The 19,775-nt window shown below is 63.3% G+C and carries 19 protein-coding genes and 1 tRNA gene; 14 read left to right on the top strand and 6 right to left on the bottom strand.

The window, feature by feature from the left end; all coding sequences use genetic code 11:
- Positions 1-50: 50 nt before the first annotated feature.
- The gene (gene ald / locus RQX22_RS02270; protein WP_315723241.1) at positions 51-1,154 is read right to left on the bottom strand and encodes an alanine dehydrogenase; all 1,104 of its coding nucleotides are present in this window, start codon (positions 1,152-1,154) and stop codon (positions 51-53) included.
- 134 nt (positions 1,155-1,288) lie between these two features.
- Between ald and RQX22_RS02265 the strand changes: the two genes are divergently transcribed.
- From RQX22_RS02265 to RQX22_RS02255, 3 genes are all read left to right on the top strand, one after another.
- Positions 1,289-1,729 carry an Lrp/AsnC family transcriptional regulator gene (locus RQX22_RS02265; protein WP_315723240.1) on the top strand — a complete coding sequence of 147 codons (441 nt, stop codon included), beginning with the start codon at positions 1,289-1,291 and terminating at the stop codon, positions 1,727-1,729.
- Between the two features lie 119 nt (positions 1,730-1,848).
- The gene (locus tag RQX22_RS02260) at positions 1,849-3,795 is read left to right on the top strand and encodes a potassium transporter Kup (RefSeq protein WP_315723238.1); all 1,947 of its coding nucleotides are present in this window, start codon (positions 1,849-1,851) and stop codon (positions 3,793-3,795) included.
- Between the two features lie 14 nt (positions 3,796-3,809).
- Positions 3,810-4,316 (top strand): 2'-5' RNA ligase family protein, encoded by a 507-nt coding sequence (locus RQX22_RS02255; RefSeq protein WP_315723236.1) that lies wholly within the window; start codon positions 3,810-3,812, stop codon positions 4,314-4,316.
- Positions 4,317-4,322: 6 nt separating this feature from the next.
- Here the strand turns inward: RQX22_RS02255 and RQX22_RS02250 are convergent, their stop codons facing one another.
- Positions 4,323-4,748, bottom strand: a complete 426-nt coding sequence (locus tag RQX22_RS02250) for a DUF3775 domain-containing protein (protein ID WP_315723235.1) — start codon at positions 4,746-4,748, stop codon at positions 4,323-4,325.
- A gap of 180 nt (positions 4,749-4,928) precedes the next feature.
- On the opposite strand from RQX22_RS02250, the gene RQX22_RS02245 reads away from it, so the two are divergent.
- The 4 genes from RQX22_RS02245 (at position 4,929) to trxB (ending at position 8,099) form a co-directional block, all read left to right on the top strand.
- A tRNA-Met gene (locus RQX22_RS02245) sits at positions 4,929-5,005 on the top strand.
- A gap of 234 nt (positions 5,006-5,239) precedes the next feature.
- Entirely contained in the window at positions 5,240-5,791 is a 552-nt protein-coding gene (locus RQX22_RS02240; protein WP_315723233.1) for a TIGR00645 family protein, read from the top strand.
- A gap of 124 nt (positions 5,792-5,915) precedes the next feature.
- Positions 5,916-6,956 carry an alpha/beta fold hydrolase gene (locus tag RQX22_RS02235; RefSeq protein WP_315723231.1) on the top strand — a complete coding sequence of 347 codons (1,041 nt, stop codon included), beginning with the start codon at positions 5,916-5,918 and terminating at the stop codon, positions 6,954-6,956.
- A 177-nt stretch (positions 6,957-7,133) separates the two neighbouring features.
- Complete coding sequence (gene trxB / locus RQX22_RS02230) at positions 7,134-8,099, top strand: thioredoxin-disulfide reductase (protein WP_315723229.1); 966 nt, start codon at positions 7,134-7,136, stop codon at positions 8,097-8,099.
- On the opposite strand, the gene RQX22_RS02225 is transcribed toward trxB, so the two are convergent.
- Genes RQX22_RS02225 through RQX22_RS02210 form a run of 4 tightly spaced genes read right to left on the bottom strand, consistent with a single transcriptional unit; the run spans position 8,085 to position 10,854 of the window.
- The gene (locus tag RQX22_RS02225) at positions 8,085-8,891 is read right to left on the bottom strand and encodes a hydrolase 1, exosortase A system-associated (protein WP_315723228.1); all 807 of its coding nucleotides are present in this window, start codon (positions 8,889-8,891) and stop codon (positions 8,085-8,087) included. The genes trxB and RQX22_RS02225 overlap by 15 nt on opposite strands.
- Entirely contained in the window at positions 8,891-9,553 is a 663-nt protein-coding gene (locus RQX22_RS02220) for an alpha/beta hydrolase family protein (protein WP_315723226.1), read from the bottom strand. The genes RQX22_RS02225 and RQX22_RS02220 overlap by 1 nt, the downstream gene beginning before the upstream one ends.
- Complete coding sequence (locus RQX22_RS02215; RefSeq protein ID WP_315723224.1) at positions 9,550-9,828, bottom strand: acyl carrier protein; 279 nt, start codon at positions 9,826-9,828, stop codon at positions 9,550-9,552. Before RQX22_RS02215 ends, RQX22_RS02220 begins: the two co-directional genes overlap by 4 nt.
- Before the next feature lie 27 nt (positions 9,829-9,855).
- On the bottom strand, positions 9,856-10,854 hold the full coding sequence (locus RQX22_RS02210; RefSeq protein ID WP_315723222.1) for a GNAT family N-acetyltransferase: 999 nt from the start codon (positions 10,852-10,854) through the stop codon (positions 9,856-9,858).
- A gap of 53 nt (positions 10,855-10,907) precedes the next feature.
- Here RQX22_RS02210 and RQX22_RS02205 point away from each other — a divergent pair, with 53 nt between their 5' ends.
- The 7 genes from RQX22_RS02205 (at position 10,908) to RQX22_RS02175 (ending at position 19,759) form a co-directional block, all read left to right on the top strand.
- A complete protein-coding gene (locus RQX22_RS02205) occupies positions 10,908-12,428 on the top strand; it encodes an acyl-CoA ligase (AMP-forming), exosortase A system-associated (protein WP_410001582.1) in 1,521 nt (506 codons plus the stop codon).
- An 8-nt stretch (positions 12,429-12,436) separates the two neighbouring features.
- A complete protein-coding gene (locus tag RQX22_RS02200) occupies positions 12,437-13,663 on the top strand; it encodes a pyridoxal-dependent decarboxylase, exosortase A system-associated (RefSeq protein ID WP_315723532.1) in 1,227 nt (408 codons plus the stop codon).
- Positions 13,664-13,813: 150 nt separating this feature from the next.
- Positions 13,814-14,464 carry an XrtA/PEP-CTERM system exopolysaccharide export protein gene (locus RQX22_RS02195; RefSeq protein ID WP_315723220.1) on the top strand — a complete coding sequence of 217 codons (651 nt, stop codon included), beginning with the start codon at positions 13,814-13,816 and terminating at the stop codon, positions 14,462-14,464.
- A gap of 44 nt (positions 14,465-14,508) precedes the next feature.
- Positions 14,509-16,056: an XrtA system polysaccharide chain length determinant gene (locus RQX22_RS02190; RefSeq protein ID WP_315723218.1), complete on the top strand. Its 1,548-nt coding sequence runs from the start codon at positions 14,509-14,511 to the stop codon at positions 16,054-16,056.
- A gap of 9 nt (positions 16,057-16,065) precedes the next feature.
- Positions 16,066-17,043, top strand: a complete 978-nt coding sequence (locus RQX22_RS02185) for a P-loop NTPase family protein (RefSeq protein ID WP_315723216.1) — start codon at positions 16,066-16,068, stop codon at positions 17,041-17,043.
- Positions 17,040-18,677, top strand: coding sequence for a porin family protein (locus tag RQX22_RS02180; RefSeq protein WP_315723214.1), 1,638 nt, complete (start codon positions 17,040-17,042; stop codon positions 18,675-18,677). The genes RQX22_RS02185 and RQX22_RS02180 overlap by 4 nt, the downstream gene beginning before the upstream one ends.
- 20 nt (positions 18,678-18,697) lie before the next feature.
- Complete coding sequence (locus RQX22_RS02175) at positions 18,698-19,759, top strand: XrtA/PEP-CTERM system-associated ATPase (protein ID WP_315723212.1); 1,062 nt, start codon at positions 18,698-18,700, stop codon at positions 19,757-19,759.
- Positions 19,760-19,775 lie beyond the last annotated feature (16 nt).

Genomic DNA, 19,775 nt, shown 5'->3' with positions numbered 1-19,775 from the left:
GAAAAAGATCCAGGTTCTTCAACGAGGTCGTTCCAGATTTGTTCCGAATATCAGGCTGCGGCTTCGAACGGAAGGTCGAGCGCTTCGGCCACCGCCTGGTGGCGGATCCTGCCGCCGGAAACGTTCAGGCCGTTGGCGAGATGGGGATCGGACCTCATAGCCTCTTCCGCGCCTTGATCGGCGAGGCGCAGGACAAAGGGAAGGGTGGCATTGTTCAGGGCGAATGCGGACGTCCGCGCGACCGCGCCAGGCATGTTGGCGACGCAATAGTGAATGACCCCATCCACTTCATAGACCGGATCCTGGTGGGTGGTCGGACGGGAGGTTTCGAAACACCCGCCCTGATCGATGGCGATGTCGACCAGCACTGATCCGCGCTTCATGGTCTTGAGCATATCCCGGGTCACGAGTCGGGGCGCCGCCGCGCCCGGCACAAGCACGGCGCCGATCACCAGCTCTGCCTTGGTGACCGCGTTCGCGATCGCCGCCTTGGAGGCGTAGGCCGTCTTGATCTGGCTGCCGAAGAACATGTCCAGTTCCGCCAGCCGGGCGTTCGAGATGTCGTAGATTGTGACGTCGGCGCGCATGCCCACCGCCATTTGCGCGGCGTTCACACCCGAGACCCCGCCGCCGAAGATCGCCACCCGCGCCGGCGCGACGCCTGGTACACCGCCGAGCAGCACGCCGCGCCCGCCTTGTTCCTTTTCGAGATAATGGGCGCCGACCTGGACCGACATTCGTCCAGCCACTTCCGACATCGGCTTCAGCAGAGGAAGGGATCGATCATTGGCTGTCACTGTTTCATAAGCGATGCACGTGGCGCCCGACTTCATCAGTCCCTCCGCCTGCGGTTTGTCGGCCGCGAGATGGAGATAGGTGAAGAGCAGATGGCGCGGCTCAAGCAGGGCGATTTCCTGCGGCTGCGGCTCCTTCACCTTCACGATCATGTCGGCGGCAGCAAAGGTCTCGGCAGCCGATGCGGCGATGCGTGCACCGGCGGACTGATAATCGCCATCACTGAAATCGATGCCGCCACCGGCCTTGGTCTCGACAATCACCTCGTGACCAGCGGCTACCAACTCGGCCACCGAAGCGGGGGTGAGGCCGACGCGATATTCGTGATTCTTGATCTCCTTCGGCACACCGACGCGCATGACCATTCCTCCAGCAGTTCGAAACGCAATCTTACCGCATTCCCTGCGGGAATTGTGTGCGAACTTTTCCATGGCACTGGCCAATTGCAGGAATTCATTGCATATCGTGACCTACTAGTGCACTTTCCTCCCGCATGGATAGCATAGACCGCAAGATCGTTGAGCATCTAGCTTTGGATTCGGCCGTAACGAGCGAGCAGCTCGGAGCGGTCGTCGGCCTGTCTCCCTCGGCCGCGCATCGGCGGGTGAAGGCGCTTGAGGATTCGGGTGCCATCATTGGCTATCGTGCGCGACTCTCGCACGAAGCGCTCGGCAAACCATCGACGGTGTTCGTATCGGTCACGCTGGTCGACCAGCGCCAGGCGACGATGGCGACCTTCGAACAGGCGCTCGCCCGTACCCGGCATGTCCGCGAGGCCCATCTGGTGGGCGGCGCCTCCGATTATCTGATCAAGGTGCTCGTCCCGGCGGAGGACAGCTACGAGCGGGTCCATCGGGAGGTGCTTTCGGCGCTTCCTGGCGTCCATCGGCTGGTGACGCAGTTCACGATCAGGACGTTGCAGCGGGACGATTAGATCGATGGCCTTGCCGCCGCCGTTGCGGCGGAGGGGATGGGCGTGCTAAGCGCGGCGCGCCTGGCGGGGCCAGTGCCTTTTGCGCGAGAGGTTCCAGGGGCGTCTGCCCTCTTTGACCGATGAACGATACCGCCGACGTTCCTGAAACATCTTCCGCGCCAGAAGCGGAGGGGCCGGCTTCCCATCAGGGGGGGCTGGCGAAGCTTGCCGTCGGCGCGGTCGGCGTCGTTTTCGGCGACATCGGCACCAGCCCCATTTACGCCTTTCGCGAAACATTTGCCGGTCATCACCAGCTCATACCCGATCCGCTTCACATCTACGGCGTGCTCAGCCTCATCTTCTGGTCGATGATGATCGTGGTGACGTTCAAATATGTCGCCGTCATCATGCGCGCCGACAATAAGGGCGAGGGCGGCAGCCTGGCGCTTCTCGCCTTGATCAACCGCAAGGGCGAAGGCAGCAAGAAAAGATGGACGGCCGGCATCGTGCTCCTCGGCGTCTTCGCAACGGCGCTTTTCTATGGCGATAGCATGATTACGCCGGCCATTTCGGTGCTGTCGGCGGTCGAGGGGCTGACCACCGTCCAAAGCGGATTTGAACCCTTCGTCGTTCCGATCGCGATCGCGATCCTGATCGGGCTGTTCACGATCCAGGCGCGTGGAACGGCGATGGTCGGCGCCATGTTCGGTCCGATCATGCTGGTCTATTTCCTGACCATCTCGGTGTTGGGCGTGGTCTATGTCGCCGGCTCGCCGGGGGTGATCCTGCAAACGCTCAATCCGTGGAATGCGGTGCAATTCTTCCTCGAGGATGGATGGCGCGCATTTCTCGCGCTGGGCTCCGTCGTCCTTGCCGTGACCGGGGCCGAGGCCCTCTATGCCGATATGGGGCATTTCGGACGCAAGCCGATCGGCGTGTCGTGGCTCTTCTTCGTGATGCCGGCGCTGATGCTCAATTATATGGGGCAGGGTGCCATGATCCTGTCGATGGATCTGGCGGCGGCCCAGGAGGTCGTGCGCAACCCATTCTTTTTCCTGGCGCCTGAGATAATGCGTCTTCCCCTGGTCATTCTTGCCACCCTGGCCACCGTCATCGCCAGCCAGGCGGTGATTTCGGGCGCGTTTTCCGTGACCCAGCAAGCGATCCAGCTCGGTTTCATGCCGCGGTTGCGCATCAGCCATACCAGCGCCCATGCCGCCGGTCAGATCTACATTCCGGTGATCAACTGGTTGCTGATGGTGATGGTCATCCTGCTCGTCCTCTTCTTCCAGAATTCGAGCAACCTCGCGGCGGCCTATGGCATCGCGGTGACCGGTGCGATGTTCATCGACACCTGCCTGCTTTCGGTCGTGCTCTTCTCGCTATGGCGGTGGAAGACCTGGATCGCCGTCCCGGTGCTCGCCATCTTCTTCGCCGTCGACCTTGGCTATTTCTCCGCCAACTTGACGAAGGTGCCCGACGGCGGCTGGTTCCCCCTGCTGGTGGGACTTGTCGCGTTCACCCTCCTGACGACCTGGGCCCGGGGCCGGCAGCTGATGATCAGCCGCATGCGCGAAGCCTCGATGCCGGTCGAGATCTTCATCAAATCCGCCGCCAAGAGCGCCACTCGCGTACCCGGAACAGCGGTGTTCATGACGACCTCTCCGGACGGCGTCCCGCACGCCCTTCTCCACAATCTCAAGCACAACAAGGTCCTGCACGAGCGGGTGATGCTGTTGACGGTCAGCATCGAAGATGTGCCGTTCGTCGAGGAGGATCGCCGCTTCGATCTGCTTGACCTGGGGGCCGGCTTCTATCGCCTCATCATCCGTTTCGGGTTCATGCAGGAATCGAATGTCCCCGCGGCACTGGCGCGTGTCGAAAGCTGTGGTCCGCAATTCAAGATGATGGATACAAGCTTCTTCCTCGCCCGCCAGACACTGCTCGCATCGGGCGCGCGGCCTGGCATGGCGCTGTGGCGCGAGAAGCTCTTCTCCTGGATGCTTCGCAACGCCGAAAGTGCGATGGAGTTCTTCAAGCTGCCGCCGAACCGCGTGGTCGAGCTCGGCAGCCAGGTGGAAATCTGACCGCCGACGAGGAAGTGCGAAGCGCGCCGATCATCGTCACCGCTTTGTTCGGCGATGGCGACAATGGCTGGTTGCAGGAAATGCGCCGGGCCCATTATCCAGCCGAACGGAACCGGGTTCCGGCCCACCTGACGCTGTTTCACCATCTTCCGCCGGCCATCGAATCGGAACTGGCCCGAAGGCTCGCCGCAGCTGCCGGCTCCCGGGCGCCCCAGGCAAGAATCTGCGGCGTCATGGATCTGGGGGCGGGGACGGCGCTGAGGGTGGAAAGCGAGGCACTCGAACGGCTGCGGGCCGAGCTGGCCGATTCGTTTCACGGCCTGCTGATGCCGCAGGACATCGCACCGTGGCAGCCGCATATCACTATTCAGAACAAGGTGAGGCCTGGCGAGGCGCGGCGCCTTCAGGCGCAGCTGAAGGCGATGTTCCAGGCTCGGCCGCTCCAGATCAAGGCATTGGCGTCATGGCGCTATCGGGATGGTCCCTGGGAGCCGATCAGGACCCACGCGTTCAGAAGATAACCGGAATTAGTCGATCTGGCCGACGCCGTCGCAGCTATAATCGAAGGCGGCGAGCCCGGACTCGAGATTGGAAGCAAGAAGGGGCATGTCCATCAGCTCGTCGACCGCGCTTTCAGGGTCGGTATCGTTCGCCTCGGCACAGGCATCTTCCCATTCGCTGACGTCATATGTTCCAAGCCCGACCCAGGCCAGCGCCAGCGTCTCGGCGAGCTGGTCGTCGGCTAGGTCGTCCAGGATCGCGCGCAATTCCTCCTCGACGCCGGTGTTGATCTCGTCTTCCAGCACCGACAGGGCCTGATCGCCTTCGTCGTCCAGATCGTCGACGTCGTCGGCATCTTCATCCGGATCGAGCGCTGGCACCTGCGCTTCGTTTTCACGCGCCCGGACGATGATTCTGCACAGCGTTTCCAGGGGGGTCAAAAGTTCCATCATCGCGCTCCGTGGCGAATCTCGTTCAGTCCGGAAACGACAGGAAGGCGGGGGAGTTCCAAGCATTGACGGCTTGTCCCCTGCGCTTTGGCGGCGGCCCCCTCCGGCTCGGTTGACCGCCGCAGCGGCGCTGCCTATAGCCCCGCCTCGCCGACCGCCGACAGGCGGCGGTGCTGCCCATGGGGCGGAGTAGCTCAGCTGGTTAGAGCAGCGGAATCATAATCCGCGTGTCGGGGGTTCAAGTCCCTCCTCCGCTACCATTTTCCAAAATCTGATTTGGCCGGAGCATGAAGAACGCGCCCGAGTTTCGACCTGCGACCCGGAGGACCGGATCGCGAACGTGCAGCAGGTGAGCGTCTGCCCGACGTCGCCATTATGCGCGAGGATTGCGGTCCGCGACATCCGTCGGAGCAGCGATAGAGCGCCTGCACCGCGAGGCAGCGGGGCCGATGTTTCCATTTGCTCATGGCAGCTGCGCTTCATATGGCGCCGTCATGGCCATCGAACCTTCCTATCCGTCAGCTCCCGTTAGACTGAAACCGCTCCCGCTCCTGATCTTCAGCTCGCGATGGCTGCAGCTGCCGCTTTATGTCGGGTTGATCGTGGCGCAGGGCGTTTATGTCTTCCTGTTTCTCAAGGAATTGAAGCATCTGGTCTTGCACGGATGGGAATTCACCGAGCAGCAGATCATGCTGCTCGTGCTCGGGCTTATCGATGTCGTCATGATCTCCAACCTGCTCGTGATGGTGATCGTCGGAGGCTATGAAACGTTCGTGTCGCGCCTGGGGCTGAAGGGACATCCCGACCAGCCCGAATGGCTTAGCCACGTCAACGCCGGGGTGCTGAAGGTCAAGCTGGCCATGGCCATTATCGGCATTTCCTCCATCCACCTTCTTCGTACCTTCATCGAAGCGGGCGCGATCGGCCAGCCGACGGGGCGCATCACCGAAACCGCGATCATGTGGCAAACGATCATCCACATGGCCTTCATCCTGTCTGCGATCGGCATCGCCTGGGTGGACCGGATGACGCATCAGAAGAATTGAGACGCGGGGCGCGTTTCCCACTTCTTCCTGCGCATGCATATTCCCCTTGCCGGGGCTTCTCTTAATCCATCAGACGCAGCATAGTCGTGACGTCGCGTGCGCGTGACGGGGGAGGGGAAAGCATATGCTGAAATGGCTGAAGAGGATCCTGCTGGGTATCGTCGCCCTGGCCGTGTTCGCCGTCGCAGGCGGAACGATCTACGAGCAGATCGCCCGGAGCAATGCGAGGGCAACATACAAGCCCGCCGGCAAGCTCGTGGATATTGGCGGGCGCAAGATGCATCTCGATTGCCGTGGCGGCGGCACCCCGACGGTGGTGCTGGAAGCGGGTCTCGATTCCAACGGATCGCTCGCCTGGAGTTCGGTGCACGACGAACTGGCGGCGATCAGCCGCACCTGCGCCTATGACCGGGCCGGCATCATGTGGAGCGAGCCGAAATCGACGCCGCAGGACGGCGAGGCCGTCGCCACCGACCTCCACAAGCTGCTGGCCGCTTCGGGCGAGAAGGGGCCGTTCGTCATGGCCGGACATTCGCTCGGCGGACCCTATCTCATGAATTATACCCGCCTCTATGGCGATGAGGTCGCCGGGCTCGTCTTCGTGGACGCTTCGCACGCCGATCAGTTTCAGCGATTCAAGGCGGCTGGCCTGCCCATGCCGGAGATGAGCAGCGGCTTGCCCCAATTACTGGCGGCAACCAGCTGGTCCGGCGTGTTGAGGCTCCTAATGCCGTCAAGCGCCCAGCCAGGCTTTCCCGCCGAGGCGGCCGCGGCCTCCCGTGCCTATATCGGCACGTCCTTCGGTTCCGCGATGAAGGAAGCGGAAGCTTTGGACAGGATCATGGCCCAGGGCGGGAAGTTGAGGGCGCTTGGCGATCGACCGCTGGTTGTGCTGACCGCAGCGAAGCCCATGCCGAAAGAGATTCGGGAGCAGATCGGCTTCACGGAGGCCAATGCAGCCACCCAGGCCAGGCTGTGGAAGCAGCTTCATGAGGAAGAGGCTTCCTGGTCCACCCGCAGCCGCCACGAAATCGTTCCCGACGCCGGCCATTATATCCAGTTCGACCGCCCCGACGTGGTGATCCGGGCCGTCCGCGACGTCGTGGGCCAGGTTCGCGCCGGCAGGCCGGATGTTGCGATTCCGGGGCAGAGGGCGGCTGCCTGATTCTCCCCATCGATTGGAGGTTGCGCGCGGGGTGGGGTAATCCCTATCTCGCGGGCTCCACCAGACTCGTTCCCGGTAAATTCAACCGAAAGCGAGTCTAGCTTTCTTTGTTTTTCGTATTTCCGAGCCGTCAGATTCCATCTGCCTTGAAATCACCCTAGCCGGATCAGGACGCCAATGGCCGCTACCCACTCTACCCGTATGCTCATTCTGGGTTCCGGACCCGCCGGCCTTTCGGCCGCCATTTATGGCGCCCGCGCGGGACTTTCGCCGATCGTCGTGCAGGGAATCCAGCCGGGCGGGCAGCTGACCATAACGACCGATGTCGAAAATTATCCAGGCTTCCGCGACGTCATCCAGGGTCCCTGGCTCATGGAGGAGATGCAAGCCCAGGCCGAACATGTCGGCGCGCAGATGATGTGGGACACGATCGTCGAGGTGGATTTCTCGCGCCGGCCCTTTCGTCTGATCGGCGACGGCGGCACCGTCTATACGGGCGATACGGTCGTCATCGCGACGGGCGCGCAGGCGCGTTGGCTGAATCTTCCCAGCGAGGAGAGACTCAAGGGCAAGGGTGTCTCCGCTTGCGCCACTTGCGACGGCTTTTTCTATCGCGGCAAGAAAGTGGCGGTGATCGGCGGAGGCAACACCGCGGTCGAGGAAGCCATTTACATGACCAACCACAGTCATGACGTCACCTTGATCCATCGGCGTGACAGCCTGCGCGCCGAAAAGATCCTCCAGGACCGGCTGTTCGCCCACCCCAATATCAAGGTGCTTTGGAACAAGGAGGTGGCGGAGTTCGTCGGCGGCGGCACGCCCGAGGGGCTGGTTGCGCTGGATCTCAAGGACACGAAGACGGGGGAGCTGTCGCGCCTGGACGTGGAAGGCGGCTTCGTCGCGATCGGGCACTCGCCCGCGACCGAATTGTTCAAGGGCCATCTCGCCCTCGACAAGGACAATTACATCAAAGTCGAGACCGGCAGCACCCGCACCAATGTCCCGGGCGTGTTCGCCTGTGGCGACGTCATGGACAAGATCTATCGTCAGGCAGTGACAGCGGCGGGCACGGGCTGCATGGCGGCGCTCGACGCAGAGAAGTTCCTCGCCGAGGCCGAGTTCGAAGCCTCAGTCGCCGCCTGAGAGGGTCTCGATGGATGCGAGGCAAGCCTGAAGCAACGCCTCCAGATCGCCGCCGCGGGCAAATGTGTGGGAATCACTGTCGATCCGGAGCGGCGGGGCCGCCGCGTCCCGAACCTTTCGGAAGGCATGTGCGTTCCATTCCGCTTCGGCCGCGATGGCCGTCGCATCGCCTCGAGCCAGGATCAGTCGCACAGGCAGCCTTGCTGTGCCCAAGGCGTCTGCCGCCTCACTGGCCAGGCTCGATGGCGGCGGCGCCAAGATCTTCACAATTCCTTTCAGAAGCTTTCCATAAGACATTGAACCGGTGAGCGCTCTTTTCCAGCCGTCGAGACTGGTCAGGCGTTGCCGATAATGTTTCCGGATCGCGGCCGGCGGCGGCACGCCGGCTTCGGCCTCGACGAACCAGGGATTGACCAGGATGAGTCCATCGAGATTGGCCGCGGCACCGAACAGCGCCAATGCCGTCGCTCCGTCGCACAAGCCGAAGCCGATCACCTTTTCGAGGCCTTTGCCTTCCTGGCGAAAGGCATGTGCCGCTGCGGCCAGATCGGGACCGCAGGCGCGGAAGCCCGGATCATTGCCCTCGCTGTCTCCGACGCCGCGCCGATCGAAGCGAAAACAAGGATGACCATGATCGGCGAGGCGCGCAGCGAGCCGCTCGTACATTCGGTGGGAGCCGATTCGGGTCTGGCCGCCGCCGGTCACCATCAGGACGCCGAGCGGGCCGGCAGCTTCGTCGACGCTCGCGCCCAGGGTCTCGCCCGCGCACTGAAAGGATAGCAGTCGGCGCATCACCCGATCCATTTCAGTATATCGTCGGCAAGCGCCGTTGCGAGCGCTTCGGACGTGGCGGGCTCAGAACGTCGCCACAGGGCCGATCCGGCCACCTTGTGATCGGCGTCATTACGGTCGCTCGCAAGGCGGAGCGTCCTGATATCGCCAGCCAAAGTGGGCTGGGCGGTTTCCAGCGCGGCCAGCAGCCCCGGAGGAGGGGAATAGCCCGCCGATCCGCCACCGCCCATCAATCCTGCACGGGAGAGATCGCGGACGAGCGAGGTGCCGTCCACTGGTGCGAATCGCCATCGCTTCGGCGCTGGAACATGGCCATCGAGCAGGGCGCCCCCCCTTATGCTGGCGACCGCGCATAGCTTGTTGATGCCGGAAACGTGCCTCGCCGCCGCGGCGATCGCGGACTGCCAATCCTCCCAGGCGCAGTTTTCCAGGGCGGCATGGCTTTCGCCGGTCCCCGGAAGGTCGGGAAGCCAGCAGGCCAAGCCTCTGGCGGCCACCAGGCGCATCGTCGCGGCTGTCAGCGCACGGGTCCGGTTCATTTCCTCGAAGAGGGCAGGAAGGAACAGGATCGAGGGCGCGTCGCGGGGCCCGATCCGCATCAGCCATTCCTTCGTGTGGCCAGCCTCGAAAATCTCGTAATCGAGCCCTGCCGGCTCTTTCACCGTAGCGCCTTCGCCTTGGAGAAGGTCAGCAAAGACCCATAAGTTTCAAGCATATCGGCATCGACATCGTCATCCTCTATGAGAATTCCGAGCCGCTCTTCGAGCTCTGTTAGCAGCCCGGCTACCGCCATCGAATCGAATTCGGGAAGGGCGCCGAAAAGAGGTGTCGATTCGTCGAACTGGGCCACCCGTGCCTCGGAAAGGCCGAGCACGTCGACCAGAACAGCACGAAGGGTCGCATCGACCTCTTCGGCATCGTCATTGGCTGCAACCATGTCCGTGCCTCCCTATCCGAGCCGCGCCTAACCGCTTCGTATCCGCCGGACAAGCGCGGAAAATGCTGCCCGGGCCGCTCCGGCGAGACCCGAAAGGGTGCGCGGGTTGAAGACGGTCAGGCGCCAGAGAATGTGCCGCTCCTCCATCCAGTCCCTTTTGTAGCCGTCGTCTCCCGTCCCGTAATCGATCCGCTTGACGCGATCGCGGTCGATAACGTGGCGAAACATCGCCATGCCGAGCACGGTTCCCGGTGAAAGCGGCTTGGCCCACTCCGCATAAGCGAGCTTGTGGATGGTGGCATGCCCCTTTTCGACGAGCCAGAATTGCGCAGCCACAGGTTCGCCGTCCTTCCGGGCGATGCCGAGGCGTAGTGTCCCTGCGGCGCCCTCCTGCTCCGCCAAGGCGCGCAGAAAGGCGGGCGAGCCCTCGTGGGGCTTCCAGCTGGCCCGGTAGATCGCTTCATAATCGGACCAGGCGTCCTCATCGAAACGATCATATATAACGATCTCCAGGTTTGCCGATTTCGCCTTGCGTGCCGCGGTGCTGCGCAACTTGCCCGGACGGGCGGCCCAATAAGCTGCGAAATCCCTGTCTTCCGTCGAGACCTGCCATGAGACGGTGGCGGGTGTGAGAAAAGCCATCCAGCCGGCGCCGTTGAACGCGTCTTTCAGGGGCAAGGCACGGTCCAGCGGGGCAAGGTCGATTCTCGCAAGGCCCTCGCGCTTCAGTGCGTCGGCAAGGCGAGGCACAAGCGCAGCGTCTCCGATGGCGCCGAAGCGCAGACTGTACCACGCCGAATAAGCCCTGGCAGTGCGGCCTTCACGCGCAAGGAACAGCCAGGCCCTGCTGTTCCCATCCGTGGCACGCACCCCCAGGAACTTGCCAGCGGGCGGACAATGTCGAGCGAGCAGGCGGAACCAGCTCAGTCGGTCGAACAGGCTGAGCTGGGCCCTACGGTCGAGCGCGCCTGCTGCGTCCCGTTCCACCGCGTCCAGATCATCCAGCAATTCCACCTTAACCGTCACCGCGCTATGCCCCTTCGCGCCAGCCTGCCCGACATGCTGTGGAGCCAATAGGAGTGAAGGTGCAAGTCCCCGATCCCAATCCCCGTCCGCTCGACCATCTGACCTTGCAGGGCGCGCCCGACGCACCTGCCTTGGTCACGCGGGATGGCATCCTGGACTATGCCGGACTCGAGGCGGCGATCGGCACGCTGGCGGCCGCGCTGAAGGCAAAAGGCCTGGAAGCAGGCGACAGAGTGGCGAGCTGGCTCCCCAAAGGTCGGATGACGAGCCTGATGCCGCTTGCCTGCGCTCGCGCGGGCTTGGTCCATGTGCCCGTCAACCCGCTGCTCAAGCGGGCGCAGGTGGCGCATATTCTGGCCGACAGCGGCGCCCGCTTTCTGGTCAGCGGCAAGGCGCGGCTCGATACGCTCGATGCGAGCGACGCACCACAGGATTGCACCGTCGCCGACGAAGAAGGTAGTGAAGCGCTTTTCCTGCATACCGAGCGATTGCCGCCATCCTTGGTCGATCCCGGCGACCTTGCCGCCTTGCTGTACACGTCCGGCTCCACCGGGCGTCCCAAGGGGGTGATGTTGAGCCACGCCAATATGTGGCTCGGCGCTGTCAGCGTAGCGCATTATCTGGGCCTGTCTCCGGCCGACCGCACCCTGGCGGTGCTCCCGTTCAGTTTCGATTATGGCCAAAACCAGCTGCTCTCCTCCTGGGCCGCCGGCGCAAGCGTCGTGCCGCTCGAATATCTTTCGGCGCGAGACGTGATCCGCGCGGTGGAGCGGCACGAAATCACGACTCTGGCTGGCGTGCCGCCGCTTTGGGTCCAGCTGATCGAGGCCGAATGGCCGCCGAAAGCGTCACTTTCGCTCAGAAGACTCACCAATTCGGGGGGACGTCTGCCGGCCTCGGTGGTGCGCCGAATGCGGGAAGTCTTCCCCGCCGCCGAGATCTTCCTGATGTACGGGCTCACCGAAGCTTTTCGCTCGACTTATCTGGATCCGTCGCTGACCGACACCCATCCGGACTCGATCGGCCGGGCGATTCCCTTCGCTGAAGTCATGACGTCACATCCCGACGGTACCTTGTGCGCGCCCGGGGAGGATGGCGAATTGGTTCATGCGGGCCCGCTGGTGGCGCAGGGCTATTGGCAGGACCCGGAACGGACCGCAGAACGCTTCAAGCCGGCGCCGAAAGGGTCCCGATATGGCGGCATCGCGGTCTGGTCCGGCGATCGCGTGCGGCAGGACGAGGAGGGTCTATTCTATTTCGTCGCCCGCGACGATGCGATGATCAAGACCAGCGGCAACAGAGTCAGCCCGACCGAGGTGGAGGAGGCGGCGATTTCCAGCGGCTTTGTCCAGGAAGCGGTCGTCCTGGGCGTTCCCGACGATCGACTCGGTGAGGCGATCGCCTTGGTGGCGAGAGGCGCCGGCCGGGGCGCCGACGCCGAGCTGAGGAACTTTCTGCGTCGGGAGTTACCCAATTTTATGCAGCCGTCGATTATCGTCTGGCGCGACGAGATGCCGAAGAGTCCGAACGGCAAGCTCGATCGTGAGAGGCTGAAGAGTGAGCTGATGGCGTGAGCAAACCGATGGGAACGATACCGGCGGATTTCTGCGTCGACGAAAAGATGTTGCGAATCGGCGGCCGGCCGGCCGACGCGCTCGTGGCCGAAGCGGGGGACACGCCCTTGTTCGTTTACGATTTCGACATTGTCGCCAGCCGCATTCGGCGCTTCCGCAACGCCTTTGGCGACGTTCAGCTACATTATGCCATAAAAGCAAACACTTATCCGCCATTGCTCACGCAGATCACGAAGCTGGTCGATGGCCTCGATGTGGCCTCGGGCGGTGAGATGGTCTCGGCCATGGAGGCAGGTGCCGGCGCGGACCATATCTCGTTCGCCGGCCCGGGAAAGCGCGACGACGAGCTGGAGGCCGCCATTTCCGCTGGCGTGACGCTGAATTGCGAGTCTCAGGGAGAGGTGGAGCGGGCGATATCGATCGGCCGGCGGCTGGGCCGGACGCCGCGCCTGGCCGTCCGGGTCAATCCGGATTTCGAGATCAAAGGCTCGGGAATGCGCATGGGCGGCGGCGCCAAGCCCTTCGGGGTCGACGCGGAGCGCGTGCCGGCGCTCGTGCGCACGATCCTCGACCAAGATGCCGAATGGCGCGGCTTTCATATCTTTGCCGGGTCTCAGGCGCTGGATGCGGACGCGCTGATCGAAGCCCAGCGAGCGACGCTCTTGCTCGCGGCCAAACTATCCGAGGAGGTTGGCGCGGCACCGCCGCTCGTCAATCTCGGCGGCGGTTTCGGCATACCCTATTTCGGCGGCGAACAGCCTCTGGACGTCGAGAAAGTGGCTGCGGCCCTGAACGAGGGCCTGGAGCGACGTCACGACAGGCTTCGCGGCACCAGATTCGCGATCGAATTGGGCCGCTGGCTGGTGGGCGAGGCCGGTGTCTATCTGACCCGGATCGTCGATCGCAAGACCAGCCATGGGAAGATCTTTCTCGTGACGGACGGCGGCATGCATCATCAGCTCGCCGCGTCCGGCAATTTCGGCCAGGTCGTCCGCCGCAACTACGCCTCTGCCATCGCCACGCAGCTCAATGCGCCTGCGGAAGAAGAAACCAGTATCGTCGGATGCCTCTGCACACCGCTGGATCGGCTCGCCGATGACGTCATGCTGCCCAAAGCCGGTCCGGGCGATCTCGTCGCTCTGTTCAGGGCCGGCGCATATGGGCTTTCCGCGAGCCCGCAGGCCTTCCTGGGCCACCCGCCGGCCCGCGAGATGCTGGTGGGCAAGGGGCTTTAACCTTTTTTGCAGGTCGATCCCATATCGGGACGGCCCGCCAAAGCCCCTTGTTCCTAACGGTAATTTTACCTCTTGAGCCCATAGGAGGCCCGATTTCGCGCCCGTTCCCTACGGGCGGGATGCGGGCTCGGCTGGCAAGAGGAACGTTCCATGCGTGTATCGAACAAGACCATTTTGGCACTGGCATTTGGCGTCAGCGCCACCATGCTTGGCGGCTGCGCTTCCAGCGGTGGATCGGGCAATTCACTTCCGGCGGCCTCTTTCGTCGGCAATGACGACAACGAGAATGCCGAGAAATACATTATCGGTGCGCTCGACGAACTCACCGTCTTCGTATGGCGCAATCCGGAACTTGGCGCCAAGGTGCAGGTGCGTCCCGACGGCCGGATCACGACGCCACTGATCAGCGACATGGTCGCGGTCGGTAAGACGCCGGGCCAGCTCGCCGATGAAATCAAGGCCGTGCTCACCCAATATATCGAGGATCCGCGCGTCTCGGTGATGGTGGACAAGTTTCAGGGCACGTTTTCGCAGCAGATCCGCGTCGTCGGAGCGACCGAGAAACCGGCCTCGCTTCCCTATCGAGCCAATATGACCCTGCTCGATGCCATGATCGAGGTCGGCGGCCTTTCCGAATATGCTGCCGGGAACCGCGCCCGCCTGGTCCGCCAGGATCGTGCCACCGGCAAGCAGGTCGAATACGACCTCAAGATTTCGAGTCTGCTGAAGCGCGGAGATACGCGTGCCAACGTCCGGCTAGAGCCCGGTGACGTCATCATCATTCCCGAGACCATGTTCTGAAGCCGGACCGCAGACCAGCCCATCTTTGAAGGACGTGAACGTCGATGGACGGATTATATGATCAGATGCGATTGGCCATCCACCAGGTCTGGAAGCGCAGATGGCTTGCGCTCGCCGTGGCCTGGGGCCTTTGCCTGATCGGATGGCTGGTCATCGCGCTCATCCCGAACAGCTATGAATCGAAGGCGAAGGTATTCGTGCAGATGCAATCCGCCCTGCCGAGCCAGGCCGGAATCACGCCGATGGATCGCGCCAACGACCTGATGCGGATGCGGCAGACTTTGACCTCGACTGCCAGTCTGGAAAAGGTGGTGCGCAGGACCGACCTCAACAACCTGGTTGCCAGCCCGCAGGATCTCGCCGTGCAGGTCGGCAAGTTGCGCGAATCGATCAAGGTCACGGCGCAACAGGACAATTTGTTCGAAATCGCCGCCACGACCAGCGTATCCGGCTTTTCGAACCGACAGAATGCCAAGACCGCGGCTGCCATCGTGCAGAATCTCCTGGACGTTTTCGGCGAGACCGGCGGTACCGGTGACGGTGCGGACACGGTCCAGACGCTTGCCTTCCTGGACGAGGAGTTGAAGCGCCGCGAAGTCGGGTTGCAGGAAGCCGAGCAGCGCCGCGTCGAATTCGAGCAGCGTTTTCTGGGCCTGTTGCCCGGGGAAGGATCGATCGCCCAGCGGATGAGCATCGCCCGCGCCGAGCTGGCCAATGTCGATCAGCAGCTGATCCAGGCGCAAAGCGCGCTCGCCTCGCTGCGGGGCCAGCTCAACAGTACGGCGCCGACCATCGCCGGCAGCTATGAAGCGGGCGGTGGTTACGGGCCGGCCAGCCAGCAGATAGCGCAGCTGGAAGCGCAGATCAGTCAAGGCGCAGCCCGGGGTTGGACCGACCAGCATCCCGATCTCGTCGCCACACGCGCCCAGATCGCCCGACTGAAGCCGCAGGCGGCCCAGGAACGCGCGGCCGCGGGCGGTCGCCCTCCGGGCGCCTCCAATCCCGCCTATGTCTCCCTCCGCGCCATGGTCGCGGAAAAGGAGGCGCAGGCCGCTGCCGCGTCCGCGCGCAAGAACCAGCTCCAATCGGACATGGCGCAATTGTCGTCGCGGCAATCGTCGGAACCCGGCGTCGCCGCCGAACAGGCACGACTCAATCGCGACTATGAGGTGCTGAAGCGGCAATATGACAAGTTGCTGGAAGATCGAGAGCAGCTCCGGCTGCGCAGCGACGTCGAGACGAAGACGGTTCCGATCAAGTTCCGAATCATCGATCCGCCCAATCAGCCGTTGGTGCCGTCGACGCCGAACCGGCCGCTCTTCCTGAGCCTGATCCTGGTGTTCGGTCTGGGCGCTGGCGTGGCCGCGGCCTTCGCCAAGGCGCAGCTTGTCACCACCTTCCCGACGCGGAATCGGCTTCAGGAAGCGACCGGCCTGCCGGTGCTGGGCGCGATCAGCGAGTTCATCACGCCCGACAGGAAGGTGCGCGACCGTCAGCGCCTGATCTGGCTGGGCGGGGCAGGGGGCGCCTTGTTCGCCAGCTATGCGATCCTGATGCTCGTCGAATTCTGGCAGCGCAGCACGGTGGCCTGAGGAAACGACATGACCAAGCACAGTCCCCTCAAGGCCGAATCCCTGCTCGAACGCGCGGCGGAAATCTATGATTTCGGCGCCGCCCTGCGTCGCAGCCCGGACCCAGCGCCGCCGAGCGAAGTGAAAGCCGATCCGGCGCTCCAGTCCGGGATCGAGCCGGCCATTCATGAAGTTTCGACACCCGCCACCACGCATTCGACCGGGCCGGTCCATGAGCCCGCACCCCGACTTGCGGTGCGCCGGCCGATCACTGGCGGCGGCATCGTCGGAGTGGATCGCGAGAGGCTGCGTGAGGGAGGATTCATTGTTCCGGAGGCGCCCGTCGGAAGCCTTGCCGAGGAATTCCGGATCGTGAAGCGCCAGCTGCTGGCCTCGATCAAGGCCCAGTCGCACCTTCCCGAGGAAAAGAAGCGGTCCATTCTCGTTTGTTCGGCCCAGACCGGCGAGGGCAAGACCTTCTGTGCGATCAATCTGGCTTTGTCGCTCGCCGCCGAGCCCGACCTGGACGTGCTGCTGGTCGATGGCGACTTCAACAAGCCGGAAATCTTCCCGACGCTCGGTCTGGAGCCGGGGCCCGGCCTGATCGATGCTATCGGCAGCGAAACTGCCGATGTCGAGCGCTTCGTCGTGCGCACCGACATCGAGGGCTTGTCCCTGTTGCCGGCCGGGCGCGCCGCCAACAATGTCACCGAACTGCTCGGATCGGATCGCACGAGGCAGGTTCTGGGCGATCTGGTCCGCGACCATCCGCGCCGCCTGGTCCTGTTCGATTCGCCGCCCGCTTTGATGGCATCGCCGGCATCGGTTCTAGCTGCCCATGTCGGCCAACTGCTGATCGTGGTGCGGGCCGACCAGACGACCGATTCCGATCTTCGCGAGGCCCTGGGGATTCTTTCCGCCTGCGACACGGTCAGCCTGATGCTGAACGCGGAAGCCTTTGCCGCCGGCGGACGCCGGTACGGCAACTATTACGGATATGGCCAATGACCGATATGTTCAGGAAACGGGGCCTCCGGGCGCTGGCCGCCGCGGCTCTTGCCGCTGGGCTCGCGCTCGCGTCCGCCGCGACCCTCAAAGGCGAGCCCCGAAGCAGGATCACGCCTTATCTGGAAGTCCAGCAGGTGCTAAGTGCCGACCTGAATGGCGGCGACGTCCTTACCTATACCTCGGTCGGCGCGGGTGTTGACGCCTTTGTCAGCAGTCAGCGGGTGAAGGCGACGATCAGCTACAATTATCAGCGCCGGATCGCGTGGAATGACAATCTTTCCGACAATGATATCCATACCGGTCTCGCCGCTGCGCAACTCACGGTCGTCCCCAACCTACTGACCTTCGACGCCGGCGCGCTGGCGGCGCGGTCGCATGGCGACCTCAGCGTGCCGGTGCCCGGGTTCCAAACGGCGGACGATCCCAATCTGGTCGAAATCTACAGCGTCTATGCGGGACCCACCTTGTCGACCAAGGTCGGCGCCGTCGACGTTGGTGCCAGCTATCGGCTCGGTTATGTTCATGTCGACGATCATGGCCTTGCCGGTGTCTCGCAAGTGCCCGGTCAGCCCAGATTCGACCGCTACGACGGCAGCGTCATCCACAGCGCCGCCGCCAGCGTCGGCATGGGCCCCGGCGAATTGCCCGTCGGCTGGACCGTAGGCGCGGGCTATTCGCGCGAAGACAATGACATACTCGACGCCACGAATGAGGCCGTGTTCGTGCGCGGCGACATCGTCGTCCCCGTGACCTACAGTCTCGCTTTGACCGGGGGTGCCGGTTACGAGAAGTTGAAGGCGAGCCAGCAGGACATTTTGCGTGACACCAACGGATTCCCGATCGTGGGGCCGAACGGAGAGCTGGTAGCGGACCCAAGCAGGCCTCGACTCCTGGCTTATGACCAGAGCGGCCTCATCTGGGACGTGGGCGTCATCTGGCGGCCCAGTCGCCGCACCGAGCTGCAGGCCCGTGTCGGCCGGCGCTATGGCGGCACGACCTTCGTCGGATCGCTGGAGCATCGGATCAACGAATCCTACGCCATCACTGCCTCGGTCTATGATCAGGTGACAAGCTTCGGCAGGCTTCTTATCAGCGATCTCAACGGTTTGCCGGTCGACTTCAAGATTGGACGAAACCGTCTGAGCGGCGGCGGCGGGTGCGTCTTCGGCAATGATCCGGGCAGCGGCACTTGCTTCGACGATGCGCTCCAGTCGATCAATAATTCGAGTTTTCGCTACCGCGGCGCAGCCATTCTCTTTTCGGGCGGCCGCGGGCCGTGGAGCTTCGGCGCAGGGCTCGGCTACGCCCGCCGAAATTATTTCGGCGCCGGCGACAACGCCATTCCGTTCAACCTCGCCAATGTCACGGATGAGAGCGTGACCTTCCAGGCGAATGCGGAACGCCAGCTGAGCCGCAATTCGAGCGTGGCGCTCGATTCCTATCTGGGCTGGTTCGACAGCGGCGCCGCAGGCGTCCGCAGCAGCCGCAGTGCGGGTTTGACCGGCAGCTATTACCACACGTTGATGGACGGCCATCTCGAAGCGACCGCCCAGGCAGGCATCTATACGGTTGATGCCGGCCAATATGACAGCAGCGTGGCTTCCATCCTGTTCGGCCTGAGATACGCCTTCTGAGGCGTGCACGGAGACGTTTGATGTATACGGAACATTACGGCCTTACCGATCGCCCTTTCCAGCTGACCCCGGATGCGCGCTTCTATTTCGAAAGCCGCACCCACAAGAAGGCGATGGCCTATCTGGGCTATGGCCTGGCCCAGGGGGAAGGCTTCATCGTCATTACGGGCGAGGTCGGCGCCGGCAAATCGACGCTCGTAGCCCATCTGATGGCGACGATCGACACGGAAAGGCTCAACCTTGTCAGCATCGTTTCCTCGCAGGTCGAGGGAGACGACATGCTGCGACTGGCCGCGCAGGGCATGGGCATCGTCACGAACGGGCTGCACAAGGCGCAGCTACTGGAACGGATCGAACAATTCTTGGCCGAGGAAGGACGACGCGGGAAGCGAACGCTTCTGATCGTCGACGAAGCGCAGAACCTATCCCGTTCTGCCCTCGAAGAGTTACGCATGTTGTCAAACTTCCAGTCGCATGGCCGGGCCTATCTGCAGATCTTCCTGCTCGGGCAGCCGGAATTCCGCGACAGGATCGCCTTCGAAGAGGGGCTGGAGCAATTGCGCCAGCGCGTCATCGCCACCCATCATCTGGGACCGATCGAACCGGGCGAGATGGAATCCTATATCCTTCATCGGCTGACAGTCGCCGGCTGGGAGGGCCGTCCCGAATTCGACGAGGAGGCATTTGCCGCATTGTTCCGTCACACCGGCGGTCTGCCTAGGAGGATCAACAAGCTCGCCAACCGCGTGCTCCTCTATGCTTCAATGGAAGGAATGGAAGAGATTGGCGCCGAGGCCGTGGATATTGTCGCCGCCGACATGATCGCGGATCGCCCCGGGCCCAGCGAGGACAAGGTGCTCCCGCTTCGCACGTCGCAGGCGGCTGGCATCGATCATGTTGCTCCCGCGCCGTCCGACGCGCCCGTCCATATGATCCAGGACGAGGCACTGGCGCGGCGTGTTGCTTCGCTGGAGGCCCGGCTCGAGGAGCAGGATGTCGCTCTTCGCCGCGTTTTGACCCTTCTGGTCGACTGGGTGGAAGGTGGCCAGGCTGCGCCAAGCTATCACACCAACGCCGCCTGACCTTTCGGGAAGGGCA

This window comes from Sphingosinicella rhizophila (assembly GCF_032378825.1).
Taxonomy (GTDB): domain Bacteria; phylum Pseudomonadota; class Alphaproteobacteria; order Sphingomonadales; family Sphingomonadaceae; genus Allosphingosinicella; species Allosphingosinicella rhizophila.
This window is presented reverse-complemented; position numbering and strand designations above follow the sequence as displayed.

Excerpts from the sequence above, each read along its gene's own strand:
- RQX22_RS02265 (WP_315723240.1), top strand. The coding sequence starts at position 1,289 with ATGGATAGCATAGACCGCAAGATCGTTGAGCATCTAGCTTTGGATTCG.
- RQX22_RS02185 (WP_315723216.1), top strand. The coding sequence starts at position 16,066 with ATGACCAAGCACAGTCCCCTCAAGGCCGAATCCCTGCTCGAACGCGCG.
- RQX22_RS02225 (WP_315723228.1), bottom strand. The coding sequence starts at position 8,891 with ATGCGCCGACTGCTATCCTTTCAGTGCGCGGGCGAGACCCTGGGCGCG.
- trxB (WP_315723229.1), top strand. The coding sequence starts at position 7,134 with ATGGCCGCTACCCACTCTACCCGTATGCTCATTCTGGGTTCCGGACCC.
- RQX22_RS02175 (WP_315723212.1), top strand. The coding sequence starts at position 18,698 with ATGTATACGGAACATTACGGCCTTACCGATCGCCCTTTCCAGCTGACC.
- RQX22_RS02250 (WP_315723235.1), bottom strand. The coding sequence starts at position 4,748 with ATGATGGAACTTTTGACCCCCCTGGAAACGCTGTGCAGAATCATCGTC.
- ald (WP_315723241.1), bottom strand. The coding sequence starts at position 1,154 with ATGCGCGTCGGTGTGCCGAAGGAGATCAAGAATCACGAATATCGCGTC.
- RQX22_RS02235 (WP_315723231.1), top strand. The coding sequence starts at position 5,916 with ATGCTGAAATGGCTGAAGAGGATCCTGCTGGGTATCGTCGCCCTGGCC.
- RQX22_RS02195 (WP_315723220.1), top strand. The coding sequence starts at position 13,814 with ATGCGTGTATCGAACAAGACCATTTTGGCACTGGCATTTGGCGTCAGC.
- RQX22_RS02180 (WP_315723214.1), top strand. The coding sequence starts at position 17,040 with ATGACCGATATGTTCAGGAAACGGGGCCTCCGGGCGCTGGCCGCCGCG.
- RQX22_RS02215 (WP_315723224.1), bottom strand. The coding sequence starts at position 9,828 with ATGGTTGCAGCCAATGACGATGCCGAAGAGGTCGATGCGACCCTTCGT.
- RQX22_RS02190 (WP_315723218.1), top strand. The coding sequence starts at position 14,509 with ATGGACGGATTATATGATCAGATGCGATTGGCCATCCACCAGGTCTGG.
- RQX22_RS02200 (WP_315723532.1), top strand. The coding sequence starts at position 12,437 with ATGGGAACGATACCGGCGGATTTCTGCGTCGACGAAAAGATGTTGCGA.
- RQX22_RS02240 (WP_315723233.1), top strand. The coding sequence starts at position 5,240 with ATGGCCATCGAACCTTCCTATCCGTCAGCTCCCGTTAGACTGAAACCG.
- RQX22_RS02260 (WP_315723238.1), top strand. The coding sequence starts at position 1,849 with ATGAACGATACCGCCGACGTTCCTGAAACATCTTCCGCGCCAGAAGCG.